The sequence below is a fragment of the Tenacibaculum sp. Ill genome (assembly GCF_051938915.1).
GTDB classification, from domain to species: Bacteria; Bacteroidota; Bacteroidia; order Flavobacteriales; family Flavobacteriaceae; genus Polaribacter; species Polaribacter larymnensis.
On record NZ_JBPSCW010000002.1, the window covers coordinates 2,631,511 to 2,645,476 of the forward strand.

The 13,966-nt window shown below is 29.9% G+C and carries 16 protein-coding genes; 13 read left to right on the top strand and 3 right to left on the bottom strand.

From position 1 onward, the window contains the following. Window positions 1–109 precede the first annotated feature (109 nt). Window positions 110–454: a 5-carboxymethyl-2-hydroxymuconate Delta-isomerase gene (locus ACTPNM_RS12370; protein ID WP_440122109.1), complete on the top strand. Its 345-nt coding sequence runs from the start codon at window positions 110–112 to the stop codon at window positions 452–454. Between the two features lie 73 nt (window positions 455–527). On the opposite strand, the gene hutH is transcribed toward ACTPNM_RS12370, so the two are convergent. After that, window positions 528–2,033 carry a histidine ammonia-lyase gene (hutH, locus tag ACTPNM_RS12375; RefSeq protein ID WP_440122110.1) on the bottom strand — a complete coding sequence of 502 codons (1,506 nt, stop codon included), beginning with the start codon at window positions 2,031–2,033 and terminating at the stop codon, window positions 528–530. A 168-nt stretch (window positions 2,034–2,201) separates the two neighbouring features. Between hutH and ACTPNM_RS12380 the strand changes: the two genes are divergently transcribed. After that, window positions 2,202–3,596 carry a TlpA family protein disulfide reductase gene (locus ACTPNM_RS12380; RefSeq protein ID WP_440122112.1) on the top strand — a complete coding sequence of 465 codons (1,395 nt, stop codon included), beginning with the start codon at window positions 2,202–2,204 and terminating at the stop codon, window positions 3,594–3,596. A 75-nt stretch (window positions 3,597–3,671) separates the two neighbouring features. Here the strand turns inward: ACTPNM_RS12380 and ACTPNM_RS12385 are convergent, their stop codons facing one another. Then, a complete protein-coding gene (locus ACTPNM_RS12385; RefSeq protein ID WP_274640482.1) occupies window positions 3,672–4,472 on the bottom strand; it encodes a TIGR00266 family protein in 801 nt (266 codons plus the stop codon). A gap of 46 nt (window positions 4,473–4,518) precedes the next feature. Then, on the bottom strand, window positions 4,519–4,974 hold the full coding sequence (locus ACTPNM_RS12390) for a DUF4442 domain-containing protein (RefSeq protein ID WP_274640483.1): 456 nt from the start codon (window positions 4,972–4,974) through the stop codon (window positions 4,519–4,521). Between the two features lie 155 nt (window positions 4,975–5,129). Here ACTPNM_RS12390 and ACTPNM_RS12395 point away from each other — a divergent pair, with 155 nt between their 5' ends. The 11 genes from ACTPNM_RS12395 to ACTPNM_RS12445 all read left to right on the top strand — a co-directional run bounded on the left by ACTPNM_RS12395 (window position 5,130) and on the right by ACTPNM_RS12445 (window position 13,926). Then, complete coding sequence (locus tag ACTPNM_RS12395; protein WP_274640484.1) at window positions 5,130–5,558, top strand: DUF4870 domain-containing protein; 429 nt, start codon at window positions 5,130–5,132, stop codon at window positions 5,556–5,558. 17 nt (window positions 5,559–5,575) lie between these two features. Then, a complete protein-coding gene (locus ACTPNM_RS12400; RefSeq protein WP_047789417.1) occupies window positions 5,576–5,920 on the top strand; it encodes a PadR family transcriptional regulator in 345 nt (114 codons plus the stop codon). Next, window positions 5,913–7,886 (top strand): PspC domain-containing protein, encoded by a 1,974-nt coding sequence (locus tag ACTPNM_RS12405; protein ID WP_440122114.1) that lies wholly within the window; start codon window positions 5,913–5,915, stop codon window positions 7,884–7,886. The genes ACTPNM_RS12400 and ACTPNM_RS12405 overlap by 8 nt, the downstream gene beginning before the upstream one ends. A gap of 19 nt (window positions 7,887–7,905) precedes the next feature. Further along, window positions 7,906–8,412 carry a nuclear transport factor 2 family protein gene (locus tag ACTPNM_RS12410; protein WP_440122116.1) on the top strand — a complete coding sequence of 169 codons (507 nt, stop codon included), beginning with the start codon at window positions 7,906–7,908 and terminating at the stop codon, window positions 8,410–8,412. A gap of 167 nt (window positions 8,413–8,579) precedes the next feature. Beyond that, window positions 8,580–9,197, top strand: coding sequence for a MarC family protein (locus ACTPNM_RS12415; RefSeq protein ID WP_099216476.1), 618 nt, complete (start codon window positions 8,580–8,582; stop codon window positions 9,195–9,197). 55 nt (window positions 9,198–9,252) lie between these two features. Then, window positions 9,253–9,681 carry a GNAT family N-acetyltransferase gene (locus ACTPNM_RS12420; protein ID WP_440122118.1) on the top strand — a complete coding sequence of 143 codons (429 nt, stop codon included), beginning with the start codon at window positions 9,253–9,255 and terminating at the stop codon, window positions 9,679–9,681. A 94-nt stretch (window positions 9,682–9,775) separates the two neighbouring features. After that, on the top strand, window positions 9,776–11,068 hold the full coding sequence (locus tag ACTPNM_RS12425; RefSeq protein ID WP_440122119.1) for a short-chain dehydrogenase: 1,293 nt from the start codon (window positions 9,776–9,778) through the stop codon (window positions 11,066–11,068). Window positions 11,069–11,115: 47 nt separating this feature from the next. After that, on the top strand, window positions 11,116–11,517 hold the full coding sequence (locus ACTPNM_RS12430) for a hypothetical protein (RefSeq protein ID WP_440122120.1): 402 nt from the start codon (window positions 11,116–11,118) through the stop codon (window positions 11,515–11,517). 52 nt (window positions 11,518–11,569) lie between these two features. After that, window positions 11,570–12,520 carry a hypothetical protein gene (locus ACTPNM_RS12435; protein ID WP_440122122.1) on the top strand — a complete coding sequence of 317 codons (951 nt, stop codon included), beginning with the start codon at window positions 11,570–11,572 and terminating at the stop codon, window positions 12,518–12,520. Next, entirely contained in the window at window positions 12,520–13,095 is a 576-nt protein-coding gene (locus ACTPNM_RS12440; protein WP_440122124.1) for a Crp/Fnr family transcriptional regulator, read from the top strand. The genes ACTPNM_RS12435 and ACTPNM_RS12440 overlap by 1 nt, the downstream gene beginning before the upstream one ends. Before the next feature lie 60 nt (window positions 13,096–13,155). Then, entirely contained in the window at window positions 13,156–13,926 is a 771-nt protein-coding gene (locus ACTPNM_RS12445) for an MBL fold metallo-hydrolase (RefSeq protein ID WP_440122125.1), read from the top strand. Window positions 13,927–13,966 lie beyond the last annotated feature (40 nt).

Consider the following 13,966-nt stretch of genomic DNA (forward strand, 5'->3'; position numbering starts at 1 on the left):
TTATAACAGATTCAACTTCGTTTGAAGTTACTATTAAATTGCCACATAGTATGTAGCTAAAAGTTATTTGATTCATAACCTTATACAATACAACTAAATAAAAATAATTATGCCACATTTTGTAATTGATTGCTCTGAAAACATTATCAAATTAAAATCACCTAAAGAGATTATTCAAAAAGTTTATGATACAGCAGAATCAACAAATCTTTTTGATAAAAGAGATATTAAGGTAAGAATTAACCCTTTTGAGTACTATACTGTGGGAAATACTAGTGATGATTTTATCCATATTTTTGCTAATATTATGGAAGGAAGAAACACTGCTCAAAAAAAGAATCTTTCAGAAAAGATTGTTACTGAATTAAAATTAATGTTTCCTGAAGTTCCAATTATTTCTATTAATATTAGAGATTTTGAAAAAGCTACTTATTGTAATAAATCTATGGTGTAAGCAGTACAAATAAAAAGCTCAAATTGTAAATTTACAATTTGAGCTTTTTTATATTAATTTATTTGATGATTACTTAAAATAGTTCATCAACCTCAATAGTTAAGTTATTGATAAAGTTTTCTGCATTCTTTATATCATTATGCAACACCCTGTCGTCATTCACTACAGGCACATCTTGTCTAAACATACTTACAAAAGAAGCTAAAAACTCAGAAGTACTATACTCTCTAAAAGAAAGCCCCTGAGAAGCATTCATTAACTCAATAGCTAATACTGAACATACATTATCTATTACTTTTTTAGCTTTAACAGCAGCATTAGCCCCCATACTTACATGGTCCTCTTGTCCATTACTCGATACAATAGAATCTACACTGGATGGTGTACAGAATTGTTTATTTGCACTTACAATACTAGCCGCAGTATATTGTGGAATCATAAATCCACTATTTAATCCTGGGTTAGATACTAAAAAGTCAGGTAACCCTCTTAAACCAGAGACTAACTGATAAGTTCTTCTTTCTGAAATATTTCCCAATTCAGCAATTGCAATAGCTAAATAATCTAATGCCAAAGCTAACGGTTGTCCGTGGAAGTTTCCTCCAGAAACAATAATATCTTCATCTACAAAAATATTCGGATTATCTGTTACCGAGTTTATTTCTGTAATAAATGTTTTCTTCACAAACTCTAATGTATCTTTTGTTGCTCCATGAACCTGAGGCATACATCTGAATGAGTAAGGATCTTGCACATGCTCTTTTGGTTGTTGAATTAACTCACTTCCTTCTAATACTTCCTTAATACGTTTAGCGGTAGCTAATTGTCCGTTATGTGGACGTACCAAATGTATCAACTCATTAAATGGTTCTATTCTTCCATCAAAAGCTTCCAAAGAAACAGATCCAATAACATCTGCTAAGTAAGAAAGTTTATAAGCCTTTAATAAGTTATGCACACCATAGGCGCTCATAAATTGAGTTCCATTTAATAGCGCTAAACCTTCTTTTGATTGTAAGTTTATTTTCTCCCAACCAAATTTTTCTAATAAGTTTTCTCCAGAAATTCGTTCTCCTGCAACGTGTACCTCTCCTAGACCAATTAACGGTAATGAAAGGTGAGCTAACGGTGCTAAATCTCCAGAAGCTCCCAATGAACCTTGCGTATATACAACTGGTAAAATATCGTTGTTATAAAACTCTATCAAACGCTCTACAGTTGCCAATTGAACTCCTGAATGACCATAGCTTAATGATTGTATTTTTAGTAACAACATTAATTTCACAACTTCTTGTGGTACTTCGTCTCCTGTTCCACAAGCATGGCTCATTACCAAGTTTTCTTGAAGCTGTTGTAAATTATCTCCACTAATCTTAACATTACATAACGAACCAAACCCAGTATTAATTCCATAAATAGGGTCGCTATGAGTTTTCATTTTCTCATCAAGATATGTACGACATTTTAAGATCTTCTCTTTTGACTCTTCTGATAAAGAAAGCTTTTTATCTAGTAATACAATACTATGAATATCTTCTAAACCAACTGGTTGTGAATTTATTATATGTGTAGTATCCATTTTAATATTTTTAAGGTGTACAAAGAACCAAAAAAAAGATAAAACTTCAAGGTGATTTATTGTAAAAAATAGAGTATCGTTTAAATAAAATGTTAATTTTTTTGATTAAAAAGTTAAAAAAAGTAACTTCGGCGCCTTAAACACCATATTCTCACTAAACATTAAACAATGAAAAAACTAGTACTTTTAGTCCTCTTAGGAGTTACGATAATTTCATGTAAAAAAGAAGAAAAACCTGTTAAAGACTACTTAGTTTTAACTGGTAAAATTGATAACCTTAAAAAAAGAAATATTACTCTAAATGGTTTTCAATTTGAAAAGAAAATTAAATTTGACAGAAAAACTGGTTCTTTTGTTGATACCCTTAGAATTAATAGAGAAGGTTATTATACCTTAGTTTATAATACTAAACCTATTAAAGCTGTCAATTTATATTTAACGAAGACAGATGATGCAGGTATTGTATTTGATTACGATAACCCTGACTTCATTAACTTTGAAGGTACTAACAAAAAAATTAATAGTTATCTTCATGAAAAGCAAAAGACTTGGCCTGAAATACTTGTTAGTGCTAACAAATACTTTGCTTTAGAAGAAGATGAATTTTTAGCAAAAACCAATGAGTACAAAGATGCAGTAACTGAAGCTTCTATTTCTAAACAATTACCTGCAGATTTCTTAAAAAAAGAAGTTAAAAACATTGATTATGAATGTTTAAGAAACTTGTACAACTATCAAGATTACCATAGAACATTAACAGGTAATAAAGACTTTGAAATTTCAGAAGATTTTCCTGACCCATTAGAAAACTTTAACTACAGTGGAGGTGACTATGCAACTTCTTACTTCTACAGAGCAATGTTAGGAGACCAACTTTCTAAAATAGCTAAAGAAGAAAACAAAGAAGGTGAAGATTTATATTTAACTTATTTAGAAACTGTTCATACTGAAGTAACTGATACTATCGCTAAAAACGATTTATTATATAAAAGTGCTCAAAATAGTATTACATATACTAGTGATTTAAAAGAGTTTTATAGAAAGTTTATGGCCTACTCTACTAATGAAGTACATAAAAAAGAAATTACTGAAGATTATGAATTATTAAAAACCACTGCTAAAGGACAACCTGCTCCTAAGTTTAAAGATTATGTAAACTATGATGGTGGTACAACTTCTTTAGATGATTTATTAGGCCACGGAAAGTACTTATATATTGATGTTTGGGCTACTTGGTGTGCTTATTGTAAAAGAGAAATCCCTTTATTAAAGAGATTAGAGCAAGAATACCATGGTAAAAACATTGAGTTTGTAAGTATTAATGTTGATGCTAAAGGGAATGACGAAAAATGGAAAGAAACCATTCAAGATAGAGAAATGACTGGTATACAGTTAATGGCTGGAGATAGTCACTTAAATTTAGACTGGGCTCAAAATTTCTTAATTAAAGGTTTACCAAGATTTATCATCATTGATCCTGATGGTAATATTGTAAGTCCAAACGCTCCTGCACCATCAGAAGGAGAGAGATTAATTAATATGTTTGAAGAGTTAGGTATCTAAACCTTATTATCATAAACTAAAAAAAGCCGCTAAATTTAGCGGCTTTTTTTAGTTTATATAATCAAATCAATAATTTTAAAATCTATTATCTCCATCTAAGATATCTCCTAAGCCTCCTAAAACACTTCCTTCTCCTCTATCACCTTTTCCTGTTTGTGGAGCCATTGCCAACACTCTACCTGCTAATCGACTAAATGGTAATGATTGAATATATACCGTTCCAGGACCTCTTAATTTTGCAAAGAACAATCCTTCACCTCCAAAAATGGTATTTTTTATACCGCCTACAAACTCAATATCATAATCAACATCTTGGGTAAAACCTACAATACAACCTGTATCAACTTTTAAAACTTCACCAGGTTGTAAAACCTTTTTTGCCATAGTACCTCCTGCATGAACAAAACCAATACCATCACCTTCCATTTTTTGCATAATGAATCCCTCTCCTCCAAAAAGACCTCTTCCTAAACGTTTTGAAAACTCTATACCAATAGACACACCTTTAGCTGCACATAAAAAAGCATCTTTCTGACAAATAAACTTACCTCCAAACTCAGTTAAGTCAATCGGAATTATTTTTCCTGGATATGGTGATGCGAAAGAAACTTGCTTTTTTCCTTGACCATCATTTGTAAATACCGTCATAAACAAACTTTCCCCTGTTAAGATTCGTTTTCCTGCAGAAAAAATCTTTCCTAACAAGCCTTTTTCTTGATTAGATCCATCTCCAAATATTGTATTCATCCTTACATCAGCATCCATCATCATAAAGCTACCACTTTCGGCAACTACTCCTTCTTGCGGATCTAATTCTATTTCTACATACTGCATTTCTTCTCCAAAAATGCGATAATCTATTTCGTGTGCATTCATAATTTTTTGTTTTTTCTATTTATTAGACATCAAAACTTTCTTTTTGTTACGATTTTACCTTTAAACTCCATTCATATTCAAACTTCGAAACAGAAATACCTTCTTCATTAAAACCTTCCGACCTAACAATTACCGTTTGCCCCTCTTTTGTATCAATTGCTTTTTGTATTGTTTCTCTTATCAACTCTCCATCATTACATTCAAAACGAACTTTCCCCACTGCTTTTTTTGTAAAAGTTCCATTCATGTTAGTTACCAACATCGAAATTTTTTTGTTAGAGGCATCTATTTCTTTCATCACCAAAATACCAGTCGATAACTCTGATGCCATTCCTTGTACTGCCCAAAACATAGACTTAAAAGGATTCTGATTTACCCATCTATGGGTTACTTTAACCACTGCTGTATTATTAGTAAGAGACTTTAATCGCACTCCTGTAAAAAAAGCTGATGGTAATTTAAATAATAAAAAGATATTAACTTTTCGAGGTGTAAACTTCATTTTTTTCAGTATTTACAAGCAATGTACAGCTTTTTCTTTAATTATATCATTAGATTCAAATGTTAAATTTTGTTAATTTTTAGTACTATGTATTGCATAATACCTTTTAAAAGATATATATTTGCAATGTAAAGTATTATATAAATCATTTCACTATGCAACATAACAATCAAAACACCAATGCTTTTTTAATACATATTTCTGCTTTTGCAGGGTATTTATTTCCTTTAGGCAGTATTATTACTCCTCTTATATTATGGCAAACCTTAAAAGAGAGAAGTACTTTTTTAGATGAGCATGGTAAAGAAGCTGTTAATTTTAACATAAGCTATAGTCTATATATTTTTATACTAGGTCTTTCTTTTATTCCTTTTTTCTTCGGAAGAATTTTTAACGGATTTGATGGTATAGATATTGACTTTGGTGGGTACCATGGACATGGAGGATTGTTCGGTTTTTTTGGATTTGCTTCAATAGTAAGTATTGTTGCTCTTATTAAAATAGCGCTGATAATTATAGCGGCTATGAAAGCTAACAAAGGTGAAATGTATCATTATCCACTTACAATAAAATTTATAAAATAACCCATAAACCGCATTACATGAAGATAGAAAACACTAAAGCACAAATGCGTAAGGGAGTTTTAGAATATTGCATCTTATCAATTTTACAAAAAGGAGATGCCTATACTTCTGAAATACTCTCTAACCTAAAAAGTGCAGAAATGATTGTGGTTGAAGGAACCATTTATCCGTTACTTACCCGCTTAAAAAATGCAGGATTATTAAGTTACAGATGGGAAGAATCAACCTCTGGACCTCCAAGAAAATATTACGTACTCACAGAAAATGGCGGAATGTTTTTAAAAGAATTAGACAAAACATGGCATAATTTAGTAAACGCAGTAAACCAAGTAACAAGTACAAAATCAACTAAAGATGAATAAGACAATAAATATAAACCTAGGCGGATTTTTCTTCCATATAGATGAAACTGCCTATCAGAAATTAAAACGATACTTAGACGCCATCGCTCGTTCGTTAAGTGATGACCCGCAAGGTAAAAATGAAATCATAGCAGATATTGAAGCTCGTATTAGCGAATTATTGTCTGAAAGAATTACCGATGCTCGTCAAGTAGTAAATGAAAGCGATATTGAAGAAATTATTGCTATCATGGGGCAACCAGAAGATTATGCAGAAGCCGAAGAAGCTTATAACGAAAATACTTCTTACAACTATAAAAGAAACACCTCTAACAAAAAAATGTTTAGAGATGGTGACGATAAGTTTTTAGGAGGAGTTTGTTCTGGACTTGGACATTATTTTAATGTAGATGTTGTTTGGATTCGTTTAGCCTTTCTAATTTTAACACTAGCTGGGTTTGGTTTTGGAATTATAGGATACATCATTTTATGGGTTATTCTACCAGAAGCTAAAACCACTTCTGAAAAGTTGCAAATGGAGGGTGAAGCTGTAAATATTGATAACATTGAAAAAAAAATTCGTAATGAGTTTGAAAACCTTTCATCAAAGGTAAAGGAAGGCGCCCATGATTTATCGGATAAAATTTCAAATGCTGATTATCAAAAACTACGCAACCAAACTAAATCTGGTTTTCAGGATTTCATAGACACTATGGGTAAAATTTTACTAGCCATATTCAAAGTGTTTGGTAAGTTCATGGGCGTTTTATTAATATTTATCGCTGGTATTACAATCATTTCATTACTACTAACTTTATTTTCAGTAGGTAGCTTAGAAATCTTAAATTTTGATGGAGACATGATTCATTATCCTCCTTTCTTTTACGATTCAGCTATGCCTAAATGGTTGTTAATGACATTTGTATTTTTCTTGATAGGAATTCCTTTTGTTGTTCTATTTATTTTAGGATTACGAATTTTATCTCCTAATGTTAAAAGACTTGGTATTGCTACTGTTTTAACATTGTTTGGACTTTGGTTAATCTCTTTATTAGCAATCGGATTCTCTGGTATTGAATATTTTACTACACATGCTTACGATGGTGCACATGTTTCTAAACATAGTATTACATACAACCAAGAAGAACCTTTAAAAATACGAGTAGTAAACGATGATAATATTTACTATCAACACAATTTACGCAATAGAGATAATTCAATATCTGTTCATGTAAATGATAAAGAAATGAAGTACTCTAATGATATAAATATTGATGTTCGTAAGAGTGAAACTGGTAATGCTTATATAGAAATCAAAAAAACTTCTGAAGGAAGAAAACGTCATAATGCCAATAGTAATGCAGAAGCTATTCTGTATAACTTTAAAACAGCAAACAACACAATTGTTTTTGACGCCTTTTTTATTAGTGAATACAAAAACATGTGGAAAGATGAAGAAATTGACGCTGTTTTATACATCCCAGAAGGAACAACTGTATATTTTGAAGGTTCGTCTCGTAACTTTTTAGATGATGTAAAAAACGTTCAAAACGTATACGATCGTGACATGGCCAATCATCATTTCAAAATGACATCTAAAGGTTTTGATTGTTTAGATTGTGATAAAGAAGACATTAATAATGAAGATTCTGATGATTGGGATTCTGATAATGATGATGAAGTAAGTTTCTTATTTGATAGTACAATTAATAATGTAAAAGCTGAATTTATCATCTCTAAAACAACTACTGAAGATGAGCTTAACAAATTAATTGACTGGTTTAAAGATCGTAAAAACATAGATATTGATATTGTTGACTCAAAATTTAATAGTGATAAAACAATTAGTAATCTCGTTTTAGAAATTGATTGTAACGATGGCTATGTAGGAAGTATAGCTATTTCAAACGGTACATTAGATAATATATCTAAAGGTTTCCGTAGACTGTATAATGAAGAAGGAGCTTTGAGCTTTAAAACTTGGTAAGTGCATAAACTGAAAAACTATGAACGATTTATTTGACTTCTTCTTTAAAGGTAACTTTTTTATAAAAATAATTACCCTGCTATACACACTCTTACTATCATGGGTAATGAATGGACAAGTACAAGAAATTCCAAACTATAAACCTGTTGACATCGACTTGCACAAGCAAATTGTAAAAATGGATAGTATATTTTTTAACGCTTACAATACTTGTGACATGAAAGCACAAGCAGATATTTTAAGTGATGATATTGAGTTCTTTCATGATAAAGGAGGCTTATCTACTTCAAAAAGTGAAATTATAGCCGCTACTGAAAGAAATATTTGTGGTAAGGTTACTCGTAAATTAATAGAAGGAAGTATTGAAGTATATCCTATTAATAAGTATGGAGCAGTGCAAATAGGTTATCATAAGTTTTTTAATAATAGAGAACCTAACGCTAAATCTATCCCTAGTAAGTTTATTGCTATCTGGAAAAAAGAAAACGCAAAGTGGTTAATGACAAAAATTATTAGCCTACATTAAAAATATAGTTGATACTAACAACATTAGTTCATTGGTTTAGCTAACTCCGATGATACTAATACTTGGTTTTATTAGTTAAGCCAAAGCTACACAGCTTTGGCTTTTTCTTTTTTATATTTGATACTACACTCAAAAAAAGTAACTTCGTTATTTGACAAGTTTTAGTAATGGTAGCAGAAATAATTACAACTATCCTTTTTTTAATCGCGGTTATTGATCCTTTAGGAACAGTTCCTGTATATTTAGAAGCTACCAAACAATTAGATACATACCACAAGAAAAAAGTAGCTATCCGCGCATCATTCATTGCTTTTTTAATTCTATTATTCTTTATTGTAGTAGGGCAAATTATTTTAGAAGGAATGAAAGTTACTTTAGATGCCTTTCAAATTTCTGGTGGTGTTATTCTTTTTCTTTTCGCCTTAACTATGATTTTTGGTGAAGGAAAACCAGAGTCTGAAAAACATTTAATTTCAGACTACAAGCATGTTACTATTTTCCCTGTAGCAATTCCTTCAATTGCTTCACCAGGTGCTATTATGGCAGTAGTATTATTAACTGACAACCATATATATACTATTCAACAACAAACCATTACTACCCTACTCGTTCTTTTTGTAGTAGTACTCACTATGATAATTCTTTTATTAGCTAGTCGTATACAGAAAAGGATTGGCGAATATGGTATTACAGTTATTAGTAAAGTAATGGGGCTTATCTTGGCTTCTTATGCTGTACAAAGTATTTTAAGTGGATTAAAAGGTTTCTTTTTTACTGCGGGTTAAATTTTATTATCCTTTTATGTTTTTATTATATTTGAAAATTGAAAAAGAATAAAAAATGACTATAGAAACTACCACAACTCCAAATGAGCAAGACCCTAAGACTATTAGTCAAGGAATTGTAGATTTTAATCATTCAAAAATTCCTGATCTTGAACCAATAGAAGAAGAAATCAAGTTTTTTACTTTTGCTAGAAATCAAAATGGAGATGTAGTTGGCGGAATAAGAGCTGTATGCTTTTGGAACACCTTGCACATTGAGCTACTTTGGTTATCTGAAGATTGCCGCGGAAAAGGAACAGGGAAAAAGTTAATTGAATCTGCTGAAAACTTCGCAAAAGATAATGGTTGCGAAAAAGTCTTTGTTGAAACTACTAGTTGGCAAGCTAAACCTTTTTATGAAAAGGTTGGCTACAAACATATTGCAACAATTAACGATAGACCTAAAGGACATTCTTCTCACTATTTAACAAAAGAGTTAGGTTAATAACTAACCATACATAACTTAAAGTAAAATTAGCAAAAAAAGAAAGGTTTATCCTAGTTTCAAACCATTTCCCTCCTATTAAATACTTCTTAAAATGAGCTTAAAACACACCTATTTACTATTATTATTCCTTTTAACAGTTAGTTGCTTTAACAAAGAAAAAACAGACGAAGAACTACTTGAAAAAGACAAAATAGAGTTAAAAGAAAACTTAGATTCATACAAAATAACCACTTATAAATTTGGTAAAATTCTAATCAGATCTTCAGCTGAAAAAGATACTATTTCTACAGAATTTCAGTCTTTTAAAAAAGATCTTGATAGGATTTTTAATAAAGTTGTAAAATATGATGTTGAAAACCCCGAAAGTTTATCACTCATAGATTACATTCTAATATACCGTGACTATAAAAGAATGGAAGACTTCATTATGAAAACTGATGAAGATATTTTTCCAACATTAGTAGACTCTTTTAATCTAATTTACGGAGATTCTATCAGTAAAAAAAGAGAGTACTATAAAGGGAAGAAAAAAGAATATGTTCAAAATATAGAGCATGCTATTTTAAGTGCAGTTGTAATATTAAGTAAAGACTTGGGTAAGGAAGTATCACTTTACGAATGCACAAAAACAAATCCTGAATTACTTCCAGATTCTGAAATTAAAACATTGCTACAATACTTTAGAGGATTTTTGTTTTTCGAAAAAGGCCTTTATTATTTATCTGAAGATGAAATTTCAAGAAATATTAACTGGTTAAACAACAATAAAGAGGTGGATTTACCCTACACAAGAGCTTTCTTTCAATGGGGAAATTTAGATAATGAAAATACTCATTTAGGGCTTCATTCATTAAATCATTTATTCAGAGGTTTTGACCGATTGATGATGGATAGAGAAATTGATGAAAAACGTGCTCTTGAAGATTTTGAAGCATTTTTAAAAGATGCTAATAAAATTGGATTAAATAATGAAATTACTTGGTCAATAGAAACTTATTTATATTTAAAAACCGAAGAAAACAAAAAAGCAATTGCTTCTTTATCCAAACTTAAAACAAGTACCCTGCTCTCTTCAGAAGATAAAAAAAGAATAGATGAATCTATTGAATATGTTAAGAACAGAGAGTCAGGTAAGGTCTTAAATGGTTTTTATGATAAATTCTTTTTGAGTAAAATCGCTACAAAATACATGTACTCAATTTTATCAAAGGTGAATTGGAAAAAAATAATGAAAGAACAAAATGTACCACATACAAATGAAATATTTAAAACTATTGATAATCTAAAAAGCTTTATTGACAACCTAAAAGAGTATGCCAGTACAGAAGACCTAAAGAATAAAGGAAAGAGCCTCTGGAACAAAACAAAAGAATTAGTTAAATAATTCTATAAAAAGAAACACACAATACATTAAACAACTTAAAAATTAAAATGGGAAAAATTAAAATTGAGAGCACAGTTGGTGCTAAAATCTATGCTAACGAAAAAGAACTAGGTTTAATAAAAAGGGAAGATAAAGAATATGAGTTAGAAAATGGTGAATATGAAGTTTACGCCAAAGCCTCTTGGTGTGGTAGTCAAAAAATCAACATAAATGTTACTGACGATCAAACCGTAACTTTAACTCTTAATAGTTTTAAATATGAAGGAATTATAAGAGCTGTTATGATGGTATTTGTTGCTTTATTTATGTTTTCTAAAAGTCTTATTTTTCTAATCCTTGCAGGAATTATCATTCTATACCCTTTGTATTATATATCATTCGGAAAAGATAATTATTTAGAATTAAATGAGAAGAATGAAAATAATCTAGCCAACACAAACAACATTTAGTTTTTACTTTAACAAACCACAGCCTGTTTAGTCAAACCCCAATAAAACAGTTATGAATTACAAAATAATAAAACTACTATTTGACCCTAGAGAAACTATTAATAAAGAAGAGTTTTTATTTGGGATAATAGTTCTATTCTTTTTAGCTTTTATTTTTATTCTTGATTTTACTATAATTAATAGTGTTACGTCGATTATAAGCTCAAAAGGTGCTCTGCTATTAGCTACACATAAAGTTATAAGACCATTTACTATACCTAGCTTACCTGTAGGTTTTATTTTATTTTACAGTGTTTTAACTTTAACTATTAAAAGAGTAAAAGACTTAAATTCTAAGTTATGGGTAGGTGCTTTAGTTGGAATACTTATTTTTCTTCTTTTTGATGTTGTTTTTTTAAAACCAACCACTAGCCTAGGGGTATTTTCTGACTTAATGGAAATAGAAATTGATAATCAAATAAAGGCTTTTCATGCATTTAACATCCTTTCTTATGTTGTTTTAGGAATAAGTTCAATACTCTTCCTTTCTATCCTTAAAGGGACTAAACCTTATATAAAAGATATTTATAAAAAAGGAAGTTTAACTATTAATCAATTCATTAAACAGTTAGGTATATGGTACATAGCAATACTTTTTGGTCTTATCATAATTACCCTACTACTTGGCATTAATAAAAATATAACTACTTTAAGTTACGGCATTTTTTTACCTCCCTTAATTGTAATATGTATACTTTTTATATGGTATTTAAAATTGGTTTATATGAGATTAAAAAACACTACTTTTTCTTTTTTCAACTACTTTCTTTGTTTAATAGTTTATGTTATTGGACTTTCTTCTGTAATCGCAATAACTTTTAAAGTTGACAACTTAAACTATATAAACATGTCATTAACTTTTTTCTCAGTTATTAGCATAATATTTTCATTTGTAAACCTTTCTTTATTTTTGTTAGATAAAGATTCTAAACCATTAGCATTTGGAACCGAAAAACACGATTAATGAAACAATTTTCAGAAATTTCTAAATTCTTCCAAACTGAGTTTCCTTTAAATCAACATGGGCTTGATGAATTATTTACTTTATTTAAAGTTGAAGAACATACTAAAGGAACTATTTTACTTCAAGAAAATTCTAAAGAAAAAAAACTCCGCTTTTTAAATAGCGGGATTGTAAGAGAATATTACGCAAATGAAGACAAGGAAATCAATATTAACTTTTATGTAAAACCTCAGTTTATTTCCGATTTACTAACTTTTAGTCAAAATACCACTACCAAGAAAAACCAAGAGACCTTAACCTCTGTAGAAATTTTAAGTATTGAAAGACAGCCCTTTTTTGATTTACTAGAAAAATATCAATGTGGTAAAACCTTTGTTGAAGCTTCTTTTCAAAAGCTTTTAAAACAAAAAGAAAAACTAGAGTTTAATCGTATAACAAAATCACCTGAGGAATTGTATAACGAGCTATTTATTTACAAACCCGAATGGATACAAAACATACCTCAATATCATTTAGCTTCTTACTTAAACGTAACACCAGAAACGTTAAGCAGAATTAAAAAACGTATTTCTTGATTTGAATCAATGAAAATAAATAGTGTAAAAAAGACATTTGTATAACTAAAAAGTTATACCATGTTACATATACACCAAATAAGAAATGCTACTATAATTATTGAAACTGAAAAAGAGGTTATTCTTGTTGATCCAATGCTCGGTAACCAAGGAATTATGCCTCCATTTACTCTCTTTAGACATAAAGCTAGAAAAAACCCAACTGTTCCACTTCCCCAAAAAACACACGCACTACTAAAAAAAGTAACTCATTGCTTAATAACTCATCAACATCCAGATCATATAGATAATGCTGGTGTAGAGTTTTTAATCAAAAATAACATTCCTGTTACCTGTAGTGTAAAGGATGAGAAGGCTTTTAAAAAGAGAGGGCTAAATGTTGTTCAAAGTTTAAAATACTGGGAAAAACAACCCTTTTTAGAAGGAGAAATAGAAGGTATTCCTGCAAAACATGGTTACGGATTTGTAGCTAAACTAATGGGAAATGTATTAGGTTTCTATATAAAACTTCCTGATCAAAAAACTATTTACCTCAGCTCTGATACTATTTATACTGACGCTGTGCATAAAGTATTGACTAATTATAAACCAGATATTAATTTATTAGCCTGTGGAGCTGCTCAATTTGACCTTTTCAAGCAACTTATTATGAGCGTAGACGATATTCTAAAATTTATAAGAAATTCATCGGGTTTAGTAGTTGCTAATCATATGGAAGCTATTAATCATTGCCCATTAACTAGAGAAAAACTCAAAACTATATTGAAACAAAATAACTTATATTATAACGTTTACCTTCCTGAAGATGGTGATATAGTATCTATTGAGTAAAAGTCTGTTATATTTACATAATTGTACAATAACCATTATT